Raw genomic sequence first — 26,651 nt, 5'->3', positions numbered from 1 at the left:
TTAGCACTCATCTCTTTAGAGTGCTAACGATGCTCGAAATAAAGGTCACCAAGGGGGGAATGGTATGCTTACCGAACGTCAAAGAATGATACTGAATGCCATTGTGGACGACTATATTCGCTCCGCTGAACCCGTAGGCTCCCGCAGCATTTCGAAACGAGGCGATGTCGGCTACAGTCCGGCGACGATCCGCAACGAAATGGCTGATCTGGAAGAGCTGGGCTTTTTGGAACAGCCCCATACTTCGGCCGGCCGCATTCCATCTCATAAAGGTTACCGGTATTATGTCGATCATCTGGATCCGGCCTATTCGGCGCCTCCGGGGGAAATCCGGCTGCTCCGCAAGTTTTTTGCCGAGAAGCTCAGCGCGATGGAGCAGGTGATCCAGCATGCAGCCATGATACTATCCCATATGACGAATTACACTTCCATCCTGCTTGGACCGGAAGTTTTTCATACTTCACTGCGGCATTTTCAGCTGCTTCCGCTTAACGAGGAAACCGCCGTCGCGATTATCGTGACGAGCACGGGACAGGTGGAGAACAAGACGGTCCAGCTTCCGCCGGACGTACCGGTCTCCGAGATCGAGAAAGTCGTCAACCTGCTGAACAGCAAGCTGATGAATGTACCTATATATAAGCTGAAGACAAGATTATATACAGAACTCGGCCAGGAGATGGAGCGCCATATTTCCAACTATGAAGAAATCATGAAGGTGCTGGACAACATATTCCTGGACGGTGAGGCGGACCATCAGCGCCTGTATTTGAGCGGAACGACCAACATGCTGACCCAGCCGGAGTTTAAGGATGTCGATAAAGTGAAGACGATCCTGGACCTGCTCGAAGAGACGCCGACGCTTACGAAGATGATGGCGCCCCAGGATGGGGGCGGCATTCAGGTGCGGATCGGCACGGAGAACGACCATGAGGCGTTTGCCAACTGCAGCCTGATCACGGCGACTTACTCGCTTGAAGGGGAAGCGCTCGGCACCATCGGCATTTTGGGCCCGACGCGGATGGAATACGCAAGGGTAATGAGCATTTTGAACATATTGTCCAAGGATCTGACGGCGCTGCTGTCACACTGGTACAAATAAGGGGGAGAGGACGGATGAGTCAAGGCCAGCAGCCGGTTCGCGAGGGTGAAGAACGCTACGCGGCTCTGCTTAACAACAGCAATGCGGTCCGTGCCATCACCTCCGCCGTGGAAGGGACGCTCGGCCCCAAGGGACTGGACGTCATGCTGGTCGGCTCCCGCGGGGAAGTCATTATTACCAATGACGGCGTGACGATTCTCGACAAGATGGATGTCACACATCCCGCTGCCAGGCTGCTGATCCAGGTGGCCCGCAGCCAGCAGAAGCAGGTCGGCGACGGAACGACGACGGCAACGGTGCTCGCGGGAGCGCTGGTGCAGGAAGGCGTCGCGCAAATCGTCAGAGGCGTTCCCGCCTCTAAAGTGGTCGCCGGCATGCAGCAGGGCATTCGCATGGCAGTGGAAGCGCTGCGTCGCCGGACCCGGGTCATCGAAGGGCTGGACGATCCGCTGCTTGCCAAGGCGGCCTATGTCGCAGGGCGCGAGCGCGAAGATATCGTCCGCCTTGTCATGGAAGCCGCTTCGAAGGTGGGGACCCGGAAGCTGAGGGAACCCGGCTATTTGCTTGCCGATGCGGTTACCGCCCACGAGAAAGGCGATAATGAAGTATATGAAGGCATTCTTTTGAAGCAGAAGCCGCTTCATTCGCATGATAGACCCGTGCTGAAGAACACGAAGATCCTCGTCCTGCACGACGCGCTCGAGCCGGAGACGCTGGATGAAGAGGTTTTGACGACGGAAGCCGGCTTTGCCCGGTACATGGAGCTGCGCGACCGCTTCAGCAGCGAGCTTCACGTGCTGGCCGACCTCGGGGTGGGGCTTGTTCTGCTGGAACGGGGAATCCATCCCGATGCCGAGCAGTTCTGCATGGATCACGGCATCATGGTGGTGCCGCGCGTGAGCCGCAGCGACCTGCTCCGCGTCAGCGAGATGACAGGGGCGGTGCCCATGCGGCGTACCGCCTTACATAAGGAGCGCGATTCGCTTGCCAAGCTTCTGGGGAATTCCCCCTATGTGGCTTATGACGAAAGGCTGGAACGCGTGCGGGTCAGCAGCGGGGGGCAGGAGCGCGAGCCGTTTGTCACGCTGATCGTCGGGGCGAGCACCGCGGAAGTCGTCGGGGAGTCCGCCCGGATTGCCGCGGATGCGGCCTCGGCTGTACAAGCCGCCGTCTCCGGCGGAGTGCTTCCCGGCGGAGGTACGGCCGAGCTGGCCGTCTCCTACGAGCTGGAGCATCAGCGGGAGGCGGTGAAGGGCATGGAAGCCTTCGGCATTGCCGCCGTGGCGGCGGCAATGCGCAAGCCCATGGCGCAAATTTTGCTGAACGCCGGCTACAACCCGCTGGAGAAGATGGAAGAGGCGCGTGCCGCCCAGCTTGCGGAAGACTCCGACTCCATGGGCATCGACTGCGATACCGGGCTCGTCATTCGCTATGAGGAGCGGGGGATCGTCGATCCGGCCCTGGTGAAGATTCATGGGCTGGAGGCCGCGGGGTGAGGTGGCGGCTGCCGTGCTCCGCATTCATAATGTCATCAAAATGAGAGGCTATGGCGGTCAGGATGAAGATTGAGTTCTTCGGGACCGCTTGAACCGATGAACAAAAGCATGATCAGTTTACCAAGGAGGTGAAGACATCTTGAAAGAAAACCAACCATTTCAAGACAGTGAAAACGAATTGAACCAACAAACAAATGAAGAAGTGAATGAACATACAGCCGAGGCGGAGGCTAGCCAAGCTGGCGAGACAGTTTCGGAGGATGCTTCTGAAGGGACGGCTGCGGAGAATGAAGCATTGGACCCTGCTGCTCTGAAGAGCGAAGTGGAGCGTCTGCAGGGGCTGGCTGACGATTATCAGCAGCGTGCCATCCGTACGCAGGCCGACTTCGACAATTTCCGCAAACGGACCCAGAAGGAAAAAGAGGACCTGGCCAAGTATGCATCCACTAAACTGGTGACCGAGCTGCTGCCTGTCGTGGATAATTTCGAACGGGCTCTCGCCGCTGCCGGCGAAGGCAGCGAAATGGAGTCCTTTACGAAAGGCGTAAGCATGATTTTCCGCCAATTGGAAGGCGTGCTACAAGCGGAAGGGCTGCAGGCTATGGTTACCGTCGGCGAGCCGTTTAATCCGGAATATCATCAAGCCATCATGCAGGTGGAAAGCGATGAATACGAGGAAGGCATCGTTGTTGAGGAAGTGCAAAAAGGCTATATGCTGAAGGACAAAGTGCTTCGTCCAGCCATGGTTAAAGTCAGCATGTAAATCCCTGCTGTTTAACATATAAGTATTGATCCACCATTTCTTATATCCCAGAGGAGGAAACCATACATGAGTAAAGTTATCGGTATTGACCTTGGTACGACTAACTCCTGCGTAGCCGTCATGGAAGGCGGCGAGGCTGTCGTTATCCCGAATCCGGAAGGCGCGCGTACAACCCCTTCGGTTGTCGGCTTCAAGAAAGACGGCGAGCGCATCGTCGGCGAAACGGCAAAGCGCCAAGCCATTACGAACCCTGACCGTACGATCATTTCGATCAAACGCCACATGGGTACAAACCATAAGGAAACGATTGACGGCAAAGAGTTTACGCCTCAAGAAATTTCCGCAATGATTCTGCAAAAGCTGAAATCCGACGCCGAGGCTTATTTGGGCCAACCGGTAACCCAAGCAGTTATTACGGTTCCGGCATACTTTAATGACAGCCAGCGCCAAGCGACCAAAGACGCCGGTAAAATCGCCGGTCTGGAAGTGCTGCGGATCGTCAACGAGCCGACGGCTGCCGCTCTCGCTTACGGTCTGGAAAAAGCGGAAGATCAAACGATCCTCGTATACGACCTTGGCGGCGGTACGTTTGACGTTTCGATCCTGGAGCTGGGCGACGGCTTCTTCGAAGTTAAAGCGACGAGCGGGGACAACCACCTCGGCGGCGACGACTTCGACCAAGTGATCATCGATTACCTCGTAAGCGAGTTTAAGAAGGACCAAGGCATCGACCTGAGCAAGGACAAAGCGGCAGTTCAACGTCTGAAAGACGCTGCGGAAAAAGCGAAAAAGGAATTGTCCGGCGTTCTGACGACGACGATTTCCCTGCCATTTATTACGGTTGTGGACGGCGTACCTCAGCACTTGGAGGTTAACCTGACCCGTGCCAAATTCGAAGAGCTGTCTGCCGACCTGGTGGAACGCACTCTTGGACCAACCCGTCAAGCGCTCAGCGATGCGGGCATGAGCTCCAGCGACATTGACAAGATCGTCCTTGTCGGCGGTTCCACGCGGATTCCGGCCGTACAGGAAGCGATCAAGCGTCTGACCGGCAAAGAGCCTCATAAAGGCGTTAACCCGGACGAAGTGGTTGCCCTTGGTGCCGCGGTGCAAGCCGGCGTGCTGACAGGCGACGTCAAAGACGTCGTGCTTCTCGACGTAACTCCGCTCTCCCTCGGTATCGAAACCGCAGGCGGCGTATTTACGAAAATGATCGAGCGCAACACGACGATCCCAACCAGCAAATCACAAATTTTCTCGACGTATGCGGATAACCAGCCAAGCGTTGAAATCCACGTACTGCAGGGCGAACGCCAAATGGCGGCGGGCAACAAAACGCTGGGACGCTTTATCCTGGGCGACATTCCGCCAGCACCTCGCGGTGTACCGCAAATCGAAGTTACATTCGACATCGACGCCAACGGCATCGTGAACGTATCGGCTACCGATAAAGGAACGAACAAAACGCAGAAGATTACGATTACTTCTTCGAGCGGTCTCAGCGACGACGAAGTGGAACGCATGATGAAGGACGCCGAGGCGCATGCCGAGGAAGACCGTCAGCGTAAAGAACTGATCGAAGCGAAGAACAACGCCGACCAGCTCGTATACTCCACAGAAAAGACAATTAAGGACCTTGGCGACAAAGTCGACGCTTCCGAAGTCGAAAAGGCCAATGCGGCGAAGGATAAAGTCAAAGCGGCTATCGACTCCGACGACCTGGAGCAGATCAAATCCGCTACCGAAGAGCTGACCGAAATCGTGCAGCAGCTGTCTGTGAAGCTGTATGAGCAGGCTGCTCAAGCGCAGCAGGCTCAAGGCGGCGAAGGCAATACCGACGGCGCAGCAGGCTCCGCGAAGAAGGACAATGTCGTTGACGCGGACTACGAGGTTGTTGACGAGGACAAAAATCAAGGTTAACCTATAGAAAGTTATGTTCAGGAATAGGGAAGTCAAAGCCGGGGCATCCCGCTGCTTTGGCTTTCCTTTTGTCCATGAACCGGAGCATGACTGAAATATTGGGGGTGGAAGAGTGGCTGAAAAGCGTGACTATTATGAAGTCCTGGGCGTCGGCAAGGACGCTTCGGATGATGATATCAAAAAAGCTTACCGGAAGCTGGCCAGGCAGTATCACCCGGACGTGAACAAGGCGGATGACGCCGAGGCCAAGTTCAAAGAGGTTAAGGAAGCCTATGATGTGCTCAGCGACGGGCAGAAGCGTGCGACCTACGACCAGTACGGCCATATCGATCCGAACCAGGGCATGGGCGGAGGATTCTCCGGTGCAGACTTCGGCGGCATCGGCGATATCTTCGACATGTTCTTCGGGGGCGGAGGACGCCGTGACCCGAACGCGCCGCAGCGGGGGAACGACCTGCAGTATACGATGACGATCGAGTTCAAGGAAGCGGTATTCGGCAAGGAATCGGATATTACCATTCCTAGAACCGAAAACTGTGACACTTGCCACGGTTCGGGAGCCAAACCGGGAACGAAGCCGCAAACCTGTTCCGTCTGCCACGGCAGCGGGCAGCAGGAAGTCGTCCAGAACACGCCGTTCGGACGGATGGTCAACCGTCGTACCTGCTCCAACTGTAACGGTACGGGTCAAATCATCAAGGACAAATGTACGACCTGCCACGGCAGCGGTAAAGTGAAAAAGCAGCGCAAAATTCACGTGCGCATTCCTGCGGGCGTGGACGACGGCGCCCAGCTGCGCATGACCGGCGAAGGGGAGGGCGGTCTGCGGGGCGGCCCGTCGGGCGACTTGTACATCGTCATCCGCGTGAAGCCTCACGACTTCTTCGAGCGGGAAGGCGACGATATTTACTGCGAGGTTCCGCTCACCTTTGCCCAGGCGGCGCTTGGCGACGAGATCGAGATCCCGACGCTGACCGAGAAGGTCAAGCTGAAAATTCCGGCCGGTACACAAACGGGCACGTTCTTCCGGCTCAAAGGCAAAGGTGTTCCGCGTTTACGCGGCATCGGACAGGGCGACCAGCACGTGAAGGTCGTCGTCGTTACGCCTAGCAAGCTCAGTGACGAGCAGAAGGACCTGCTGCGCCAGTTTGCCTCCATGGACGGCGAGCAGACGCATGAGCAGGAGCAGTCTTTTTTTGACCGCATGAAAAAAGCGTTCCGCGGGGAGTAACCGCGTAATTGCAGTATATAGGTAAGACGTCTTCCGATAACCTTCAGGAAGATGGATCGTATTTAGAAAGTCCGGCCGTGACGGCCGGGCTTTTTTTGCATGCAAACCCATAGACGTTTCCAGTTCCCACCCCCGGTTGTTTCTTGCGCATAAAAGGGACCGCGCTTGCACAGCCTAAAACCGCACGTGAGAAGCCGTAAACGCTTAATCCATATAAAAAGCAGGTGAAGCAAGTGTCTGAAAAGAGCATTCTGGCCTATTTTAAAAGTCCGGAAGAAGCCGAGGGCGTAGCCAAAAAGCTGCGCGCCCTGCGGGTGGTGGACCTGTCCATCGACCGCTTCAGCCGGTTTCCGGGGGCTTCGATGTACAGCACCGGCCCATTTACGGGTGATATGCCCAGCCTGACGTCTGTGACTTATGGCACAACATACAGCGATAAGGATGTCTCCATCTTGGCCGCAGCCGATCCGTCCGCAAGCGGGATGAGCGACGGCGGACAGGGAGGGCCGACCGGCCGGGATATCATTCTGAGCGTTGTGGTCGAGGAAGAATCGTTCGAAAAGGCAAGGAGAATCGTCGAGGAAGCCGGCGGCTTCGTCTAGGCGCGAAAGTGGGACCGTAACATTTTCTAAAGGTGAATAGTTCGTTCAAGGAAAGGATGGGAGCTTGATGGCTAGCCGCGATAAAAAAGGCAAAATCATGACCAAGACGGAAAAAATCAAGGAACTGATGTCGATGAAAAACGAGGACGTCGAGTTCTCGGGCGCTCTGGCCGATGCGGATGATGTGGAAGCGCTCCGCCGCAGCGAGGAGGCTGACGAGCGTCAGCTCCGCAAAATGGATACCGGCTGGACGGATGAAGATTGAGAATGCATAAAACCGTGGGGAAGCGCGATGCGGACCTGCGGTTTTTTTGTTAGCGGGGAGCCCTAAATTTTGTACTCGGCCGCCGATGTATAGTACAATGGTACTTATGCATAGGTCGAGGAGGAATTTAACGAATTATGTTATGGCATGAATTTACAATACATACCACGGAAGAAGCCGTGGAAATGATTTCGAATTTTTTGCATGAGGCCGGCGCCGGCGGCGTATCCATCGAAGAGTCGGGAACCCTGAACAAGAAACGGGATACGTCGTTCGGGCAATGGTACGAGATGCCTCTCAACGATATTCCGGAGGGACAGGCGGAAATCAAAGGTTATTTTTCCGAAGAGTCCCCAGTGGAGCAGATCATTGCCGAGGTCAAGGAACGGATCGGGCAGCTGCATGAGTACGGCATCGACACGGGAGAGCTGCGCTATGAGCTCAAGACGGTGAATGAGGACGATTGGGCTACCGCCTGGAAAGCTTACTTCAAACCGCTGAAGGTATCGGAGCGTCTGACGATCAAGCCGACCTGGGAGGACTACACGCCGGCTATCGAGACGGAAAAAATCATCGAGCTCGATCCCGGAATGGCGTTCGGCACAGGAACCCATCCGACAACGGCGCTCTGCCTGCGCACGCTGGAGAAGGTCATCCGGGGCGGGGAGGAAGTCATCGACGTCGGAACGGGATCGGGTATTCTGGCCATTGGGGCCGTCCTGCTCGGCGCGAAGCATGTGCTTGCACTGGACCTGGATCCGGTGGCGGTGTCGAGCGCCAAGGAAAACAGCCAATTGAACGGCATGCTGGATCATCAGATTACGGTCAAGGAAAGCGATCTGCTGTCCCTGTTAAGCGGTGATCAGCGCGAAGATCTGGGCGTTACCCTGCCGGTCCAAGTGATCGTCGCCAACATTTTGGCCGAAATCATTTTGCTCTTTATCGACGACGTGTACCGTGCACTCGAGCCGGGAGGAGTCTACATCGCCTCAGGCATTTACAAAAATAAGGAAGACGTCGTTCAGCAGGCGCTGAAGGACTCCGGGTTTGAGATCGAGGACGTTTGCCGTGACGAAGACTGGGTAGCCTTTGTCGCGAGAAAGAGGTCGTGATGGATTTTCTGAACAATATTCTCAGGTTTCCGCTGGAAGAGCTTCCGTTCGTTCTGATCGTGCTGGTGATCGCCTTTACGGTGCATGAATTTTCGCATGCGTATTTTGCCTATAAATTTGGAGATCCTACAGCCAAACTGCTGGGCAGGGTGACGCTGAATCCGGCGGTTCACTTCGATTTTCTCGGCGTCCTGCTGCTGGTGATCGCAGGGTTTGGCTGGGCCAGACCGGTCCCGGTCAACCGCGACAACTTCAAAAATCCCCGCCTCATGGGCGTGGTTGTGTCGGCGGCGGGGCCGCTGAGCAACTTCGTTCTGGGTATCATCGGGGCGTTTGTTTACGCCCTCCTGATCGCAACGGGGGCGCTGGACGGGATTACGAACGAAAGGCTGCTGTTCGCGATCACGACGTTTTTGCGCTATTTCTGCTTCATGAACTTTTTCCTGTTCTTATTCAACCTTATCCCGCTTCCGCCGCTGGACGGATACCGCATCGTCGAAGATATCGTTCCGCCGCGGGTACGGATTAAGCTGCAGCAGTTTGAGCAGTGGTCCATCTTTATTTTCCTGCTGATTCTGTTCATTCCGGTGCTGCAGATGTATACGATCAGTCCGCTATACATGTGGGCTAACAGCATCAACTACCAGTTCGTGTTCTCCTTCCTGAAATTGTTCGGCGTGTCGATATAATCGGAGCGGGAACGCGAACGTTCGAGGCCGTATTCGCTTGTTGAATAGGGTCTGGTCATGCGAACCTAAAAGTTGTATGATGAAGTTTGTGATTTTGGAAATAGGATGTTGATAAAGGTGCAGAGATATTTTGTATCACAGGAGCAGTTTAAAGGCGATACCGTCGAGATTACCGGTGAGGATGCACGGCATATCGCCAAGGTCATGCGCGGCAAAGAAGGGGACACCTTTATCGTCAGCGACGGCCGCGAGCGGGAAGCGCTGGTGGAAATCCGGTCGATCGACCAAGGGGTTGTCACCACCGCTGTCGTCGAGATGCTGGCGATGACCCAGGAGCCGCGGGTTAAAGTCACCATTGCGCAGAGCCTCCCTAAAGGAGACAAGATGGAGACGGTGATCCAGAAATGCACCGAGATCGGTGCGGCGGCATTTGTTCCTTTTTTATCAGAGCGAACCATCGTGCAGTACGATGCCAAGAAGGAAGAGAAGCGCATCGTCCGCTGGAGCAAAATCGCCAAAGAGGCGGCTGAACAGAGCCACCGCAACCGGGTGCCCGAGGTCGGTTATCCGATCCATTGGAAAAACCTGCTGGCTTCGTTTTCGGCGTATGATGCGGTATATTTCTGCTATGAGAAAGAACACGGTCTTCAGCTGCGGGATGCAGTGAAGCCTTGGATAGAGAAGACCGGCGCTGCCGCAGACCTGCAGGTGCTTCTGATCGTGGGACCGGAAGGCGGTTTCAGCGAAGAGGAGTGCCGGGCGGCGGAGGAAGCCGGCGCGGTCAGCATCGGCCTGGGACGGAGAATCCTGCGCTGCGAGACGGCGGGTATGGTTGCCCTGGCCTGCATACTTTATGAATCCGGAGAAATGGGGGGAGCTTGAATATGCCATCCGTTGCATTTTATACGTTGGGCTGTAAAGTGAATTTTTACGATACAGAGGCCATTTGGCAGCTGTTTAAAAATGAAGGCTACGAGCAGGTTGATTTCGAACAAAACGCAGACGTTTATTTAATTAATACCTGCACCGTAACCAATACAGGCGATAAGAAGAGCCGGCAGATCATCCGCCGCGCCGTGCGCCAAAATCCGGAAGCGATCGTCGCCGTGACGGGCTGCTATGCGCAGACCTCGCCGGCCGAAATTTTGGACATTCCCGGGGTTGACCTCGTCATTGGGAACCAGGACCGGGACAAAATCATTCCGTACGTGAATCAAATCCGCCAGTCCCGCGAGCCGATCAATGCGGTCCGCAACATTATGAAGACGCGCGTATTTGAAGAAATGGACGTGCCTGATTTTGCCGACAGAACCCGGGCGTTTCTGAAAATTCAGGACGGCTGCAACAACTTCTGCACGTTCTGCATCATCCCATGGTCGCGTGGGCTTTCACGCAGCCGGGATCCGAAGAGTATCGTGAACCAGGCGCATCAGCTGGTGGAAGCGGGATACAAGGAAATCGTCCTGACCGGCATCCATACAGGCGGCTACGGCGATGACCTGGACAGCTACCGCCTGTCGGACCTGCTGTGGGATCTCGACAAGGTGGACGGGCTGGAACGCGTACGCATCAGCTCCATCGAGGCTAGCCAAATCGACGAGCGGATGCTCGACGTGCTGAACCGTTCCTCGAAAATGTGCCGCCACCTGCACATTCCGCTGCAAGCGGGGGATGACACCGTGCTCAAGCGGATGCGCCGCAAGTATACGACAGAAGAGTTTTACAACAAAATGCAGCTGATCCGCCAGGCGATGCCGGATGTCGGCATTACGACGGACGTTATCGTCGGGTTCCCGGGCGAAACGGACGAAATGTTCCGGAACGGCTATGAGCTGATGAAGGCGATCGGGTTCTCGGAAATGCACGTCTTCCCGTATTCCCAGCGGAACGGCACGCCAGCCGCGCGGATGACCGACCAGGTGAGCGAGGAAGTGAAGCATGCGCGGGTGCGCGAATTGATCGCGCTGTCCGAGCAGATGCAGCTGGCGTATGCCCAAAAATTCGTCGGCCAGGTGCTGGACGTCATTCCGGAAGGCACTTCCAAAGGAACCCATGGTCCGGGCAAAATGCACGGCTTCAGCGATAACTATCTGCAGCTGATCTTTGACGGTCCGGAAGACCTGCAAGGCAAGCTGTGCCGCGTTAAGCTGACCAAAGCCGGCGTTCACGAGTGCGAAGGCCAGCTGGTGCGTGTGCTGGATGAAAGACCGGGACAAGCGGTTTAATTTGTATATAGCAAGGTCCCTGTGCATTGCGGGATCTTGGGCGAATGGCAAGGATTTCATTTCCGGCAGCACCGGAGGTGAAATCCTTGTTTGTACTATGGCATGAGGAGGAGGAGCGGGTGATGAGGAAGGAAATATCGGCAGGAGGCGTCGTGTTCCGCAGCATCGGCGGCCGGCTGGAGATTCAGCTGATTCTGGACCGCTACGGCAAAATTTCGATGGCCAAAGGCAAAATGGAGCCGGGCGAAACCGTTGAGCAGACCGCGCTGCGCGAAATCGAGGAAGAGACAGGCATTATCGGCAGCATCATTTCCCCCGTGGACATCATTAAGTATACGTACAACCATCCGATTCATGGCCAGGTTCAAAAAGAAGTCCATTATTACCTGGTGGAGGCGGTCGGCGGATTGCATCGTCCTCAGGTGGAGGAGATCAGCGGTGTGGCCTGGTATGAGCCGCGTGAGGCATGGCTCCGGCAGGATCAGAACGGGTATGATAATAATGACCGGATCGTGCGGAAAGGGCTGTCCCTGCTCGGCATCGAGGTTTAAGACTTATCTTAGGTCGGCCTAAGGAACTGTCCTCCTACCAAGCGCTTAAGTGTGAGCTATACACTCAGGCGTGTGCGGCTTTTTTCCAGATCGGCAGGTAGCATAGAGGCAGAGCGGCCAGGGAGCTGATCACATTAAACAGCGTCTGCGCGTGGGCGATTTGCGCGCCTTCACTGCCGGTGATGGCCGCCACGGCCCAGTGCAGCTGCGGAATCAAGGGCATGAAGACGAGGGCTCCGCCGACGTTCAGAACCACATGGGTCCAGGCGACGAATCGGCCAGAGGCCGTGCTGCCGATGGAGGCAAGAACCGCGGTCACGCAGGTGCCGACGTTCGCGCCGAGCACGATGGCGATGCCGACGTCGACCGGCAGCGTTCCCGAGGAGGCCAGAGCGATAGCCAGGCCGATGACGGCGGCGCTGCTGTGCATCAGGGCGGTTAGTACCGCGCCGGCGGCAATGCCCCACCATACGCTGTCGGCGGCGCGGTCCAGGAACCAGCCGAACAGACCGGACTGCTCCAGGGCCGGACCGATCTTTTGCATGACGCGGATGCCCAGCATGACCAGGGCAAAACCGGCGATGGCCAGCGACAGAAACTGGACGGGCATCATCAGGTGCTGAATGCGGCTGATTCCCGGCGGTGAGCTCTCGCTGAAAATGACTGCGGCCGCCCATACGATCAGGGAGACGGTCAAGAGCGGCAGGGCGATCCGTCCGATCTGCAGGCCGATCAGCTCGGTGGTCAGGCAGGTGCCGATGTTGCTGCCTAGTATAATGCCGAGGGTGCGTTCGTACGTCAGCAGCCCGGCATTGACCAAGCCCATCGTAATGACGGTGACGGCGGTGCTGCTTTGCAGGACGGCCGTGATGCCGGTGCTGAAGAGGAGCCCCTTCAGCGGCGAAGCGGTGGCCTTTTGCAGGAAGGCGGACAGGAGGGGCCCCGCCCATTTGCCGAGGGCTGCCTCCATCACCTTCATGCCGGCCATAAAAATAACAAACCCGTACACGACGGGAAACACGACAGTTTGAAACACGTGGTACGTCCTCCTTGGGGTTGTTTATGGAGTCAACCATAATTACGTATATGTCCAACCCTGGACAACCATGACTCCAGGAGGGGCTTCAGCCGGGGACTTGCCGGAATCCATATATCATTTTTGAAACGTTGAAGGAGTGAATCGATTGGCATCGGTCGTATTGGAGCGCAGCCGGAAGAAGCGGCTGGAACAGGGGCATCCCTGGATTTACAACAATGAAATTGCCTCGGTGGAGGGCAGCCCGGAGCCGGGCGACCTCGTGGATGTGGTCAATCATCAAGGGCGGTACCTGGCCACGGGCTATTACAATCCGGCCTCGCAAATTACGGTGCGGGTCATCTCGTACCATCCCGTCGAGACGATGGACCGTGCCTTCTTTGCCGAACGCTTCCGCGGCTGCCTTGAGCACCGGGAGCGTTTCCTGAAAGGAGACAATGCTTACCGCCTCGTGTATGGGGAAGCTGATTTTCTTCCCGGGCTGATCGTGGACCGCTTCGGCGATGTGCTGGTCGTACAGCTGCTGACGCTGGGCATGGACGTGCACCGTACGGACATCGTCGACGCGCTGGTCGAGGTGCTGAGCCCGCAGGGAATCTATGAACGCAGCGACGTTCCCGTGCGCGAGCTGGAAGGGCTTGAGCAGACCAAGGGACCGCTGTACGGGGAATGCCCGCGCCACGTGACCGTGACGGAGAACGGTCTGTTCGTGAAGGTCGACATTGAAGAAGGCCAGAAAACGGGCTATTTCTTCGACCAGCGGGAAAATCGGGCTTCGATCGCTCCGCTGATGACCGGCTGGGGAGGCCGCAGCGGGATTACGCTGCAGGAAGTAGAGCAGGACGGGCAGCGCGTCAGCCTTCCGGTCAACAAAAGCGGCAAAGTCGTCACCTTCCCTTATTGGGACGGGGCCACGGTGCTGGAATGCTTTTCGCATACGGGCAGCTTCACGCTGAATGCCTGCAAGTACGGAGCGAAGAAGGTCACCTGCCTCGATATTTCCCAGCACGCGATTGAGAGCGCCAGGGAAAACGTCGTGCTGAACGGCTTTGAGGACCGCGTGGAATTTGTTGTGGCCGACGCGTTCCAGTATTTGCGCGAACAGGTCAAAGGTGTGGAGGAACGGCGGCAGCGGGCCGCAGGGAACGAGGGGAAGGTCGATACCTCGAAGAAAATGACCGCAGGGGGCGGCCGGACGTGGGACGTCGTTATTTTGGACCCGCCGGCTTTTGCCAAGACGAAAAGCGCCGTGAAGGGCGCCTGCCGCGGCTATAAGGATATCAACCTGCACGGCATGAAGCTGGTGAACGAGGGAGGATACCTCGTCACGGCCAGCTGCTCGTACCATATGCGCCCGGACCTGTTCCTGGCCACGATCCAGGAAGCGGCAGCCGATGCCGGCAAAATTTTGCGCCTGATCGAATGGCGTGCGGCCGGCAAGGACCACCCGCAAATTCTCGGCGTCGATGAAGGCCACTACCTCAAGTTTGCTGTATTTGAAGTTCGCAGCAGGGCTTAACTTCGATCTTAAAAAACCAAACCTTTCCGTGATGGACGGAAAGGTTTTTTGTTTTCGCAGCGGCAAGCTCATCTGAAAAAGAAGCAAGCGTAACCTTCGGTGGATTGTTAGCGTCTAGGAAGTAGGACGTTCCAAAAAAAGGGATTCAGCATACGACGGGGTGACGTAATGAAAAAAGCAATCATCGTATTAACCTCACTGATGATGTTAACAATCGCCGCCTCAGGCTGCACCTCACCAGCTGCCAACCATTCGGAAGGCTGCTGCGCAAACCCGGTTAGCCAAACGGCGCCGGGGCAATATCGGGACGCTGCAGGCTTTTCGAATTTAGAACAGAGAGCCATCGGTCCGATCGGGGTGCAGGAGCCGTTCTATGGCGTGCGCCTTCTGAACCGGGACGGAACGACCGTTCAGGAGTGGCCGCTTGATTCCTTAACATCGTATCAACCCGTTTGGGACGATGAGGAGGAAAATGGGCCCGGGATGCTGGTGTACAGCTTGAGTGGCAGGCTGCCTTCGATTTTGCAGCAGAACGGTTCGATAAGCGTGCTATCCCAGCCGGAATGGGCGCCGCCTAAGGTGGAGTTTACGAACGATTTTGGGCTGAAGGTTCAATATGCGGACCGGCTTGCCAAGCACGGGATCTATGCCGTCAACGGCCATTTGAAGCTGTACCGGGTAAATTCCCGATCCGGAGCGGCTCAGGAGCTGTACGAGTCCGCCCGCCCGGTCTACGGTATATCCGCATCACCTGACAACGACCGTGTAGCGCTGCTGGTAGCTTCGGACGACACGTTTGGTCCGGATGCCGACTTGATTGTGCTGGACCGGGACGGGAACAAGCTGCTCCACCGGCCGAGAGCGAGCTATTTGTCACACAGCGACGGATTCCTTTTTATTTATCCTTTAGCCTGGAACGATAACGAGACCGTTACGGTCCCTGTTGACGGATATAAGGAGGGCAGAACCCGTGGCGTTCTTCATATCCGTCTGAACCGGGAGGGGGCGTCCTACGAAGCCGATCCAAAGCTGCCGGCCGCGGCCAGGCGAATTTTGGCTCAGCACGCAAGGGTCGCAAAGGAAACGGACATCACCGCCTTTATCGCAGCAACCGGGAATCCCTCCGGTTTGTATGCGGTCCAACTGGCCAATCGCGACGTATGGATTGTCGATATTCTGAAAGGGAAGGCGCTCAAAGCCGGCGTCGGCTATCCGCTGCGCTGGACGAAGGATAACCGGCTGTGGCTGGCGGCCAACCGCTCGGAGCTGCCGGTCTATTATAGCGGTAAGTAATATGCCATGCGAGGCAAAATGATGATGCATTCGATGATCAGCGTATCATTTATCCAAACCCCAAACCCCAAACCCCAAACCCCAAACACCAAAATGTTAAAAATCCCTTCTCGCCGGATGCGAAAAGGGATTTTTGAATTTTTTACCCAGGCTATATAAACAGCGTGCTTTTTTCAATTCCAAGGCTAAAGCTCTCGCTTTGTCCGGGTTACTATCATTCCTGCTTATAGCGATGGACCAGCTTGTCCCGGTGGGAAGCAAAAATGTCCTCCAGTCCGATGTCGTATTTGTTGGCGATCACAATCAGATTCCCCAGCACGTCGCCAAGTTCTTCCACAAGCTCCTGCTTATGCTCGTCATACGTACCCACGGCCTCATCCGGCCGGTCCCGGCCGATTTCAAGCGCCCGAATCGCCCGGGCTACTTCGCCGGTCTCCTCCGCCAAAAAGCCGATCCGGATAAAGATATCGAGCTCCGACCAGCCCCGCTGTTCATAATACTCCTTGACCCACTGCTGAAATGCGTTCACATCCACAGACTCCGCCTCCTCTTGCAATTCATGTTCTAGTGATAGGCACTTCTTTAAGTATAAGGGATGGAGGCAAGAAGTTGGTGCGTTATTCAAAGGCTGGATTGAGGGCAAAAACCATTATTTACATTTTGGTACACATTAAATAGGCTGAAAAATCATAGAAAGGAAGGGAAATCCGAACATTAAGCCTTAGAGAACTAATATTCATGGATCTTAGACAGCAAAAAATTCACTTGGAGCGCCCCTTAGGCTGCTAGGAGATCACGTGGAACGGCCGGTAATTTCAGGGTTGGACGCCATGATCGTTTCCGCCGCGCGCCATACCTCCGGCAAAAAGTCGATGACCGCAGCGGCACGCACGCTGAAGTCCTGGACGGAGTGAAAGCCGAGATCGGCCAGAAATGCTTCCAGACCGGGGGCAAGCTCTTTTTGCACTTTCGGATCACTGTCTGCGGCGAGAATTTTGTGGCAGCGTGCGAAGGTGGCGCCCATCCAAAACACCGCCTCACGGTGGAATCCTTGTTCAATTAACGTTATGCTCCCGTCGATGGCGATCGGGCGGGAAACCGGAGAAATGTCGCTGCTGAAGAAAAAGGGCGTTTTGGCGGCGGCAGCCGCGGTGTCGAAGGTACGCTCGAGCGACCTGACATGCTGCAACGCCCGCTCCGGCTCCAAATCGGCACAGCCGAGGTGGCGAAGCAGCTCGGGGTACAGCGAGCTCAGGCCGTAATCTTCCAATACGCCGCGGACGGCTGCGTAACGGAGCCGCACCGTCGGGTTTTTCAGGGCGGCGAGCAGCAGCACATGCGTGGTGATGCCCGTAGGGAAGAGCCAGGATGTGAACAAGTCATGCAGCGGCAGGGACAAGTCGAGGCCGAGCAGAGACCGCTTGATTTGCTGCAGGACGTTTTCGCACCGCTGCCGCACCCAAACCTCATCGGCAAAATGCCGTGATACTTCTGAATACAGGCGATGCAAATGGCTATGGGGATCGGAGATGATCGTATTCACCCGGAACGGGCCTGCCAGATGGTGCGAGACGAGCACCTTTTGCACCGAGGACAGCTCGGATAGGGAGATGTAAGAGCCTTCGATCAGGGTATCCCGATATATGAACTTACCCGGTTTTAACGGCGGCTCCGCCAGTTCGGACACGACCATCACGTCGATATCGGAGCTTGGAGACATCGGGGCATCTTCCGGCATTCCGATCGTGGAACCCGTGAAATAAGCACCCATAAATCCTTTTTCCTTTGAGGCTTGGTGCATCACCCAGTCCGCTGCAGCGGCTCTTGCTGAACCGACCGTACCGGGCTGATTTTCAGACGAGCTTGAAGAATCCTTGATATCCACCGTACTTCCTCCCTTTGCCTTAAAGTGGGAACGTCCTCATTATAGAATGTCAGGTGAAAAATGGTAGACTGTTTGTTTTTGGGAATATGAGCTATAATAGCAATATAAGGAGCCGAAAGGCTCCTTTTTTCGTTGGATTCCGGCTTACAGGCCGCAGAAGGACAAGGGGTTGACATGAAACCAAAAGGTTTCGTATAATCCATGTGAAACCAAATGGTTTCACATTCGAATGTAAACCGGGTTGATTGACTGCATATGGAGGTATTTATACATGGAAAATTCAACAAACAATGCTTTGCCTGATATCCGCCACACCGGCGTATTCCAGGCTCCGATTCAGAAAGTGTGGGAGGCGGTGGCGACTCCAGAAGGGCTGTCCGCCTGGTTCATGCCCAATGACATGCAGCCCGTCGTAGGCCACGAATTTCACATTAATGCCGGTCCGTACGGCATGTCGCCGTGCAAGGTGACCGAAGTGGATCCGCCGCACCGGCTGGCGTTCCGCTGGGGCAAGGACTGGACGCTTGCTTTCGAGCTGAAGGAGCTGGACGGCAAAACGGAAGTAACGCTCATTCACTCCGGCTGGAGCGCGGACCAAGTGACCGAGTTCAACCAGCCGCATACGATCGTGCGCGAGACGATGGACCAAGGCTGGGCCGGACTCCACCAGAAGCTGGGCAGATACGTCGAGGCATAAGCATGACGGCGACTGCGTCCAAGCACGACGTATTCCAGGCCGTGGCCGACCCGACCCGGCGCCAGCTGTTGAAGCTGCTGTCCGATCAGGAGATGCCCGTAACGGTTCTCAGCAGCCATTTTCCGATGAGCCGGACGGCGGTTTCCAAGCATCTGCGGATTCTGTCGGAGGCAGGACTGGTGAAGGAAAGGAAGGTCGGCCGCGAGACAAGGTACCGGCTGGATCCGGGGCCCTTGCAGGAGCTCAAGGATTGGTACTCCTATTTTGAACGCTTTTGGGAGAACAAGATGGCAGCCCTGCAGCACTTCGTGGAGTCGGATGGTTCCGAACGCTTCCCTGCCCCGCTAACCCTTGTGGAAGAGGAGAAGGAACAAGATTAGCCGGTGATTCAATCTCTCTATGCTGAACGATGATCCCTGCATGATCGCCGGAAGGCTGGAAACTAGCATTCGTAAAAATCTAGCAAAACAAGAGACAGCGGTACAAGAGGATCACCTCCTCCTGTACCGCTGTTTGGCATGCCGGGAAACGGCGTTCCTTCGGTTTGATCGTATCTGGAAAATTGTAAAAAACGGTAAGTGCCTCCTTTTTACAGTTCCGCAAACATACGTTCTTTTCAAAAAAGGTTGTGTTATACTTATATTTAATAGTTTTCGAGGTTTACATACGAAGGAGGCAACACCATGTCGGTTCATTTTCTGATCGGACGATCCGGTAGCGGCAAGACGACGGCGATCCTAAGCGAGATTACGTCCCGGCTGCAAGCAGAGCCTAAGGGCAGTCCGATGATCCTGCTTGTTCCCGAGCAGGGCTCATTCCAGGCGGAGCACAGCCTGGTATCATCAGGGGCTGTCAAAGGCAGCGTCCGCGCGCAGGTTCTCAGCTTCCGGCGCCTGGCGTACCGGGTGATGCAGGAGACCGGCGGGTCGGCGAGAGTCGGCATCAGCGAAGAAGGCAAAAAAATGCTGCTGTACAAAATCATTCAGCGCCGCAAAGAGGAGCTGAAGCTGTTCGGTGCCTCCGGTGACCAGCTGGGTTTCATAGGCAAGCTGAACGAGCTGTATACCGAGCTCAAGCGGTACTGCGTAGATTCCGCCGTGCTGGAAGAGCATTTGACCCAACTGACGGAGCAGAAGGCGGCCGCGCCGATCCTGCGCTATAAGCTGGAGGATTTATGGACGGTGTACCGCGACTTTGAACAGGAAATATCACCGCTTTATATAGATGATGAAGATACGCTCGTCACTTTGGCCGAAGGGATTCGCAGCTCGTCTTATGTCAAAGGTGCGGACGTATGGATCGACGGCTTCCACGGGATGACTCCGCAGGAATACGGGGTTGTTCGCGAGCTGATGGCCCATGCGTCATCGGTCACCATTGCGCTCACGCTGGACAAGCCGTACCACGGCAGCATGGAGCCGCATGAGCTGGACCTGTTTCACCCGACCGCCACGACTTACATCAAGCTAAGAGGAATGGCCGAGGAGCTGGGCATCGAAACGAACGATTCGATTCTGACGGCATCGGACCTGCCCAAATTCCGCCTCAGCCCGCGGCTTGCTCATTTAGAGCGCGGTTATGACCGCCGGATTCCCTGGAAGGGGCAGGAGAAAGATCAGGTTCAGGAAACCGAAGGGATTTCCCTCTATGCGGCCGAGAACCGGCGCACCGAAGTGGAAGGGGCTTTGAGGGAGATGCTGCGCCTGGCCAGGGAGGAAGGGGCGAGATACCGCGAAATGGCCGTGTTCGTCCGTAATTTGGGCGATTACGAGCATTTGGTGGAACCCCTGTTCCGGGACTACGGCATTCCGTTCTTTCTCGACCAGAAGCGAAGCGAGCTGCACCATCCGCTGGTGGAGTTTATTCGCTCCGCATTGGATGTCGTGCGCCGGAACTGGCGGCATGAGGACGTATTCCGCTGCATCAAGAGCGACCTGCTGCTTCCGCTGGACGGGTCGCTGGGGCGGGAGGATATGGACGTGCTGGAGAACTACGCCCTCGCCTGCGGAATTCAGGGATACCGCTGGACGGACGGCCGCCCGTGGAAGGCTGTTCCGAGCCTGTCCCTGGAAGAAAACGGCGGAGAGCGACGCAAATCCGGAGAGCAGCTTCTCAGCCTGATGGAGCACTGCCGGAGGGTGGTCAGCGAGCCGCTGCTGGCCTTCGGCAAGCGGGTGAAGAAGGCGGGCAGCGCCGAGGAGCTCAGCACAGCGGTCTTCCGTCTGCTCGAGGAAGCCGACATTCCCGAGAAGCTGGACCTGTGGAGCCGCGAAGCGCTGGAGTCCGGGCGCCCGGAGGCGGCGAGGGAACACCGCCAGCTGTGGGATGCGGTCCTGGAGCTGCTGGATCAGATTGTGGAAATGATGGGTACGGAGAAGATGGCCTTCGAGCTGTTTGCCGGCATTCTGGAAACGGGGCTGAGCGAACTGAAGCTGGGCCTCGTTCCGCCTGCGCTCGATCAGGTGCTGGTCGGAAATATGGACCGGACGCGGACGGGTGGCGTAAAGTACGCGTTTCTGCTCGGCGTCAACGACGGAGTCATCCCGGCCGTGTTTCAGGATGACGGGGTGCTGACCGAACAGGAGCGCTCCCTGCTGTCGCAAACCGGAATGGAGCTGGCGCCTGGCATTTCGCGCAAGCTGCTCGACGAACGGTTCCTGATTTACAACGCTCTGACCTCGGCCAGCCGGCATGTGTGGGTCAGCTATCCGGCCGCAGACGATGAGGGCAAGGAGCTGCTGCCGTCCGAAGTGGTGCGACATGTCCGCAAAATGTTCCCCGGTCTGCCGGTTCGCCGTCTGTCGGCGCAGCCATCGGCAGAGCAGCGGGAAGAAGAGCTGCTTGCGTATTTGTCCCACCCCCGCCAGAGCCTCAGCCATTTGATCATTCAGCTGCGCAAATGGAAGCAGGGCGCGGAAATCCCGCAGCTGTGGTGGGATGTGTACAACTGGTATATCCGGGAACGGGAATGGAAGGGGGCGCTGGATATGCTGCTGCGGTCGCTATTTTACCGCAACGATACCCGCCAGCTGGAGCCGCAGACCAGCCGCAGGCTGTACGGTGCCAAAATCCGGACGAGCGTGTCCCGCATGGAGCGGTTCGTGGCTTGCCCGTTTTCACACTTCGCTTCACACGGGCTGAAGCTGCGCGAACGGCAGCTGTACCGCCTGCAGGCGCCGGATATCGGCCAGCTGTTCCACGCGGCGCTGACCCAAATGGCGCTGCGGCTGCAGGAACAGAAGCGGAGCTGGGGAAGCCTGACCGCCGAAGAGTGCCGGCGCGAAGCGGAAACAACTGTAGAGCGCCTCGCTCCGATGTTGCAGGGAGAAATTTTGATGAGCAGCAAGCGCTACGGCTACATTTCACGCAAGCTCAAAAGTATCGTAAGCCGCGCCTCTGTCATTCTGGGCGAACAGGCACGGCGGGGAAGCTTTGAGCCGGTCGGCCTGGAGCTGGATTTTGGCCCGGGTAAACCGCTGCCTCCGCTGGCCTTCTCCCTCGAGAACGGAACGGTGATGGAGGTCATCGGGCGAATCGACCGGGTGGATATGGCCCAAGGCGAAAACGGACTGCTGCTGCGTGTAATCGATTATAAGTCCGGACAGAAGGACCTGCGGCTTCATGAGGTGTACTACGGCTTGTCCCTGCAGATGCTGACCTATCTGGACGTGCTGTTGACCTATGCGGAGCACTGGCTGGGCAGCAAGGCGCTGCCGGCGGGAACGCTGTATTTTCACGTGCATGATCCGATCCTGCAGTCGAGCAACGGGCTGACGATGGAGCAGGCGGCGGAAGAGCTGCTCAAACGGTTTAAAATGAAGGGGCTGCTGCTGGCCGACCGCGACGTCATATCCAAAATGGACGCATCTCTGGACAAAGGCCATTCATCCATCCTTCCGGTTGCCGTCAAATCGGACGGAAGCTTCTACAGCTCCGCATCGGTCGCAACGCCGGATCAGTGGGACACGCTGCTGTCTTCCGTCAGGGACAATATCACCCGGATCGGAACGAGAATTACCGAAGGGGACGTGGACATCGAGCCTTACCGCATCCAGCAGGAGACGGCATGCACGTTCTGTCCGTTCAAGCCGGTGTGCCAGTTTGACGAAAATGTCGAGGGCAACCATTACCATATGCTCGGCAAGCCAAATAAATCGCAGGTATGGGAAATGATGTCCAGCCGCCAAGGAGGAGATGCGCATGATCGAAATTGAAAAGCCGGCAGGCAGCATGTGGAGCGACGATCAGTGGAAGGCGATTTCGCTTCACGGCGATCACATTCTGGTCGCGGCGGCGGCAGGCTCAGGGAAAACGGCCGTTCTGGTCGAACGGATCATCCGGAAAATTTTGAATGAGGAGCAGGGCTTCAGCGTGGACCGGCTGCTTGTCGCCACGTTCACTAAGGCGGCTGCGGCCGAGATGCGTGAGCGCATCCGCGACGCGCTGGACCGGCAGCTGGAGAAGGATCCGGAGAATACCCATCTCCGGCGGCAGCTGTCCCTGCTCGGGCGTGCTTCCATCACGACGCTTCACTCCTTCTGTCTTGAAGTGATCCGCAGGTACTATCAGATGATCCCGATCGATCCGGGGTTCCGGATCCTGAACGAGAATGAAGCCGAGCTGATGCGCCAGGAGATCCTGGAGGAGCTGTTCGAGGAGAAATACGGGGAGCAGCCGGAGGACAGCGATTTTATCGCGCTGGTGGATTGGTTCAGCGGTGAGCGTACGGACGATGCCGTCCACCATTTGGTGCAGAGGCTCTATGATTTCTCACGAAGCCACTCCTGGCCCGATCAGTGGCTGCGGGATATGGCCGAGTCCTTTTTGCTGCCGGATACGGCAAGTCTGGGCGAAAGCCAGTGGGTCAAGAGCATCCTTCAGGATGCGCGGCTGGCGCTTGCCGGGGCCGAAGGACTGCTGGAGCAGGCCCGGCGTCTGACACTGCTGCCCGGAGGACCGGGGCCCTATCTGGATAATCTGAACGCGGATCTGGAAGTGGTTCAGTCGCTCAGGGATGCGCTGGACAACCGTCCGTGGGACGAGCTGTTCGAACGTTTTCAGACGGTGTCGTTCAGCAAGCTGAAGAGCTGCCGCAAGGAGGAGACCGACCCGGCACTGCAGGAAAGGGTCAAGGAGCTGCGGGAAGCGGTGAAGAAAACGGTGCAGGATCTGAAGGGGGCGCTGTTCGGCCGGCCGGCCGATGCGTTTCTGGCCGAGCTGCACCGGGCGGCGCCGCTCATGAAGGAGCTGGCAGAGCTCGTCATTGAGTTCGGCGACCGCTATCTTCATGAAAAGCAGAGAAGAAACGCGGTGGATTTCAGCGATCTGGAGCACTACTGCCTGCAAATTTTGCGGCACCCGGATTCGGTGCCGGGTCAGCCGCTCCCTTCGGACGCGGCCATGGAATATCAGGAACAGTTCGACGAGGTGCTGCTGGACGAGTATCAGGACACCAACAGCGTGCAGGAAGATATCGTCAAGCTGATTTCGCGCGAGCTGCCGGGGAACCGGTTCATGGTCGGCGACGTCAAGCAGAGCATCTACCGCTTCCGCCTGGCGGAGCCGAGCCTGTTCTTGGACAAGTACCGCAGGTATGCTTCCGCCGAGGGCGGCGGCATCCGTATCGACCTTGCCCGTAACTTCCGCAGCCGGCTGGAAGTGGTGCATGCCGTGAACATGGTGTTCCGCCAGCTGATGAATGAGACGGTGGCGGAGATCAGCTACGATGAGCGGGCGGAGCTCGTTTACGGAGCTTCTTATCCGGAAGCCCAGCCTGAAGGGGCGTCAGGGCCGTCTCCGTACGTGCCGGAGCTGGTGCTGATTGACAAGGCCAGAGGCGGGGAGGCGTCTGAGGAAGAGCCTCAGGACAGCGACAACGGAAGTCTGATCCAGGAGAGCGAGGCCGCCGAAATGGAGACAGCCCAGCTTGAGGCCAGAGCGATTGCCAAAAAAATACGCGCGCTCATGGGTGACACATCGCCTAAGCCGATGCAGGTGTTCGACAAGGAGACCAAAGCGATGCGGCCTGTCCGTTACGGCGACATGGTCATCCTGCTTCGGTCCGCCTATATCTGGGGGCCGCTGATCATGGAGGAGCTGCGCCAGCTCGGCATCCCTGCCGACGGGGAGCAGAATCAGGGGTATTTCCAGGCGACCGAAGTGGAAATTATGCTGTCCCTGCTCCAGATTATCGATAACCCCCGGCAGGACATTCCGCTTGCAGGCGTGCTGCGCTCGCCGATCGTCGGCCTGACCGAGGAAGATCTGGCACAGGTCCGGTTATGCGGGAAGGGTACGTTCTATGAGGCCGTCATGGCGGCTGCAGGAGGGACGGTTCCTGCGTCTGCGGAGCCCGGTGATTCAATTTCGATTCCGGATGAGGAAGGGACGCTCCCTGCCTACGCTGAAAGTGCCGCCGCCCTGGAGTGGGCGGAACAAACGGAAGCAGTGGATGAGGAATTCAGCCTCTCTCCGGAACTGCAGCGGAAGCTGGCAGGGTTCCTGGCTTCGCTGGAACGCTGGCGAAATATTGCCCGTCAAGGCGGTCTGGGGGATCTGATCTGGCTGCTGTACCGGGAAACGGGATATTTGGATTGGGTAGGCGGCCTCCCCGGAGGAATGCAGCGGCAGGACAATCTGAAGGCGCTGCACGACCGGGCGGTCCAGTTCGAACAGACGACGTCTTCCCGCGGACTGTTCCGCTTTTTGACGTTTATTTCCAGGCTGCGTGACAACGGATCGGATCTGGGCGGACCAGGTACGGCTGAAAGCCGGGACAACGCAGTGCGGATAATGACAATCCATAAGAGTAAGGGCCTCGAATTTCCGGTCGTGTTTTTGGCAGGCATGTCCAAAATGTTCAACCAGCAGGATTTGAACGCATCGTTCCTGATGCATAAGGAGCTCGGCTTCGGACCGAAATTTGTGGATACCGAGAAGAGGGTCAGCTATCCGACGCTTCCGAACCTGGCCATCCGCCGCCGTTCCCAGCTTGAGCTGCTGGCCGAGGAAATGCGGGTGCTCTACGTCGGCCTGACCCGGCCGAAAGAAAAGATGATCTTGATCGGGACGGTGAAGGATCTGGAGAAAAAGGTGTCCTCCTGGGCCCAGGTGCAGAGCCGGCCGGAGCTGATGCTCCCCGATTACCTCTTGGCAAGGGGCAGAAGCTACCTCGACTGGGTCGGGCCTGCGCTAATCCGCCATCCTGCGGCCGCCAAGCTGCGCGAGCTCGGCGGTTTGGAAGGCGAGACGGCCTCCGCGCTGGAGAACGATCCGGCGGATTGGCGCATTTCGATCCTCTCCACGGAGGATCTCACGCTGGCGGCACTTGGGGGCTGGGAGGAAGCGGAAGAATCGACGCCGGAGCGCCGGCGCAAGCTGAACTCGCTTCTTCGTAGAGAGACGGTATTCCCGGGAAGCGATGAGCGGGATGGTGGTCCTTTCCTGTCACCTGACCAAATATCTGCCCGGCTGAACTGGCAGTACCCGCATGCTGCCGCCAGCCGGCTCTCGGCCAAAACGTCCGTGACCGAAATGAAAAAGCTGCTTGCCCTGCAGGACGGGCCCACCCTGGACTGGGTCGAGGAGACCCGGGTCCGGCGGGAGCAAAGTTTGCCTGCCTCCCAGCAGACAGGCACGCTTGCCCTGCGCCGGCCCAAATTTATGGAGCAGAGCCGGATGAGTCCTACGGAACGGGGAACGGTGTACCATACCGTCATGCAGCACATCCCACTGGATGCGGGATTGGTAGATTTGCGGGTCGTGGAAGCGACGCTGCGGCGATTGGTCGACCTTGCGATCCTTACAAGCTCGCAGGCGGAGATCGTGGAGCCGGAGCAAATCGCCTCCTTTTTTGACAGCGATATCGGCAAGAGACTGCAGTCGGCGGAGTGGGTGTCGAGGGAAATGCCTTTCAGCTACGGTCTTCCGGCTCATGAGGCGCACCAAGCGCTGCTTGCGACTGAGCGTTTTAACGAGGGGAACATCATACCGATGAAGGCATCGGATGCAGAGACCCGGGCTTCGGACGAAGTGGTGCTCATTCAAGGGATCGTCGACTGCCTGTTCCGTCAGGACGGTAAATATGTCATCGTCGACTATAAAACCGACCGGGTGCTGGAACACCGCGGCGGAATAGCCGCTCTGGCGGAGAGCTACCGGTTTCAGCTGGAACTGTACGCCCGGGCGCTGGAAGATATATTAGGTGAGGCGGTTCAGGAGAAATGGCTGTACTTTGTGGATGCCAAGCAGTCCGTGTTGCTGTAGTGG

20 protein-coding genes and 1 pseudogene are annotated in these 26,651 nt (G+C 57.1%); 18 read left to right on the top strand and 3 right to left on the bottom strand.

The features are described 5' to 3' along the window. Positions 1–64 precede the first annotated feature (64 nt). The 12 genes and pseudogenes from hrcA (at position 65) to ABIE48_RS21750 (ending at position 11,953) form a co-directional block, all read left to right on the top strand. Positions 65–1,099 carry a heat-inducible transcriptional repressor HrcA gene (gene hrcA, locus ABIE48_RS21805; protein WP_192715720.1) on the top strand — a complete coding sequence of 345 codons (1,035 nt, stop codon included), beginning with the start codon at positions 65–67 and terminating at the stop codon, positions 1,097–1,099. Positions 1,100–1,113: 14 nt separating this feature from the next. After that, positions 1,114–2,668 (top strand): annotated as a pseudogene (locus ABIE48_RS21800) (TCP-1/cpn60 chaperonin family protein). 66 nt (positions 2,669–2,734) lie between these two features. Further along, positions 2,735–3,358, top strand: a complete 624-nt coding sequence (gene grpE / locus ABIE48_RS21795) for a nucleotide exchange factor GrpE (RefSeq protein ID WP_145023529.1) — start codon at positions 2,735–2,737, stop codon at positions 3,356–3,358. 66 nt (positions 3,359–3,424) lie between these two features. Next, on the top strand, positions 3,425–5,278 hold the full coding sequence (gene dnaK, locus ABIE48_RS21790; RefSeq protein ID WP_192715718.1) for a molecular chaperone DnaK: 1,854 nt from the start codon (positions 3,425–3,427) through the stop codon (positions 5,276–5,278). A gap of 112 nt (positions 5,279–5,390) precedes the next feature. Further along, a complete protein-coding gene (dnaJ, locus tag ABIE48_RS21785) occupies positions 5,391–6,509 on the top strand; it encodes a molecular chaperone DnaJ (RefSeq protein WP_105444488.1) in 1,119 nt (372 codons plus the stop codon). Between the two features lie 233 nt (positions 6,510–6,742). Continuing rightward, entirely contained in the window at positions 6,743–7,111 is a 369-nt protein-coding gene (locus ABIE48_RS21780) for a hypothetical protein (protein ID WP_192715717.1), read from the top strand. A gap of 67 nt (positions 7,112–7,178) precedes the next feature. After that, a complete protein-coding gene (locus ABIE48_RS21775) occupies positions 7,179–7,376 on the top strand; it encodes a YfhD family protein (RefSeq protein WP_145023533.1) in 198 nt (65 codons plus the stop codon). 137 nt (positions 7,377–7,513) lie between these two features. Beyond that, positions 7,514–8,488 (top strand): 50S ribosomal protein L11 methyltransferase, encoded by a 975-nt coding sequence (prmA, locus tag ABIE48_RS21770; RefSeq protein WP_192715716.1) that lies wholly within the window; start codon positions 7,514–7,516, stop codon positions 8,486–8,488. Then, the gene (locus ABIE48_RS21765) at positions 8,488–9,177 is read left to right on the top strand and encodes a site-2 protease family protein (protein WP_192715715.1); all 690 of its coding nucleotides are present in this window, start codon (positions 8,488–8,490) and stop codon (positions 9,175–9,177) included. The genes prmA and ABIE48_RS21765 overlap by 1 nt, the downstream gene beginning before the upstream one ends. A 117-nt stretch (positions 9,178–9,294) precedes the next feature. Next, positions 9,295–10,059, top strand: a complete 765-nt coding sequence (locus tag ABIE48_RS21760; protein WP_192715714.1) for a 16S rRNA (uracil(1498)-N(3))-methyltransferase — start codon at positions 9,295–9,297, stop codon at positions 10,057–10,059. Positions 10,060–10,061: 2 nt separating this feature from the next. Continuing rightward, positions 10,062–11,402, top strand: coding sequence for a tRNA (N(6)-L-threonylcarbamoyladenosine(37)-C(2))-methylthiotransferase MtaB (gene mtaB, locus ABIE48_RS21755; protein ID WP_145023540.1), 1,341 nt, complete (start codon positions 10,062–10,064; stop codon positions 11,400–11,402). Between the two features lie 122 nt (positions 11,403–11,524). Then, positions 11,525–11,953, top strand: a complete 429-nt coding sequence (locus ABIE48_RS21750) for an NUDIX hydrolase (RefSeq protein ID WP_192715870.1) — start codon at positions 11,525–11,527, stop codon at positions 11,951–11,953. 64 nt (positions 11,954–12,017) lie between these two features. Here the strand turns inward: ABIE48_RS21750 and ABIE48_RS21745 are convergent, their stop codons facing one another. After that, a complete protein-coding gene (locus tag ABIE48_RS21745) occupies positions 12,018–12,989 on the bottom strand; it encodes a Na/Pi cotransporter family protein (RefSeq protein WP_192715713.1) in 972 nt (323 codons plus the stop codon). A 148-nt stretch (positions 12,990–13,137) separates the two neighbouring features. Between ABIE48_RS21745 and ABIE48_RS21740 the strand changes: the two genes are divergently transcribed. After that, on the top strand, positions 13,138–14,508 hold the full coding sequence (locus ABIE48_RS21740) for a class I SAM-dependent rRNA methyltransferase (RefSeq protein WP_192715712.1): 1,371 nt from the start codon (positions 13,138–13,140) through the stop codon (positions 14,506–14,508). Between the two features lie 168 nt (positions 14,509–14,676). After that, positions 14,677–15,801 (top strand): hypothetical protein, encoded by a 1,125-nt coding sequence (locus tag ABIE48_RS21735; protein ID WP_192715711.1) that lies wholly within the window; start codon positions 14,677–14,679, stop codon positions 15,799–15,801. Positions 15,802–16,015: 214 nt separating this feature from the next. On the opposite strand, the gene ABIE48_RS21730 is transcribed toward ABIE48_RS21735, so the two are convergent. Beyond that, the gene (locus ABIE48_RS21730) at positions 16,016–16,336 is read right to left on the bottom strand and encodes a MazG nucleotide pyrophosphohydrolase domain-containing protein (RefSeq protein ID WP_116229490.1); all 321 of its coding nucleotides are present in this window, start codon (positions 16,334–16,336) and stop codon (positions 16,016–16,018) included. Between the two features lie 258 nt (positions 16,337–16,594). Further along, the gene (locus ABIE48_RS21725; protein ID WP_354519637.1) at positions 16,595–17,686 is read right to left on the bottom strand and encodes a hypothetical protein; all 1,092 of its coding nucleotides are present in this window, start codon (positions 17,684–17,686) and stop codon (positions 16,595–16,597) included. A 271-nt stretch (positions 17,687–17,957) separates the two neighbouring features. Between ABIE48_RS21725 and ABIE48_RS21720 the strand changes: the two genes are divergently transcribed. The 4 genes from ABIE48_RS21720 to addA all read left to right on the top strand — a co-directional run bounded on the left by ABIE48_RS21720 (position 17,958) and on the right by addA (position 26,648). Continuing rightward, positions 17,958–18,383, top strand: a complete 426-nt coding sequence (locus ABIE48_RS21720) for an SRPBCC family protein (protein ID WP_089548220.1) — start codon at positions 17,958–17,960, stop codon at positions 18,381–18,383. Between the two features lie 2 nt (positions 18,384–18,385). Further along, positions 18,386–18,763: an ArsR/SmtB family transcription factor gene (locus ABIE48_RS21715; RefSeq protein WP_192715710.1), complete on the top strand. Its 378-nt coding sequence runs from the start codon at positions 18,386–18,388 to the stop codon at positions 18,761–18,763. Positions 18,764–19,066: 303 nt separating this feature from the next. Further along, complete coding sequence (gene addB / locus ABIE48_RS21710; RefSeq protein WP_192715709.1) at positions 19,067–22,597, top strand: helicase-exonuclease AddAB subunit AddB; 3,531 nt, start codon at positions 19,067–19,069, stop codon at positions 22,595–22,597. Beyond that, positions 22,578–26,648 carry a helicase-exonuclease AddAB subunit AddA gene (gene addA, locus ABIE48_RS21705; protein WP_192715708.1) on the top strand — a complete coding sequence of 1,357 codons (4,071 nt, stop codon included), beginning with the start codon at positions 22,578–22,580 and terminating at the stop codon, positions 26,646–26,648. The genes addB and addA overlap by 20 nt, the downstream gene beginning before the upstream one ends. Positions 26,649–26,651 lie beyond the last annotated feature (3 nt).

The sequence above is a fragment of the Paenibacillus sp. OAE614 genome (assembly GCF_040546645.1).
GTDB classification, from domain to species: Bacteria; Bacillota; Bacilli; order Paenibacillales; family Paenibacillaceae; genus Paenibacillus_AQ; species Paenibacillus_AQ favisporus.
This window is presented reverse-complemented; position numbering and strand designations above follow the sequence as displayed.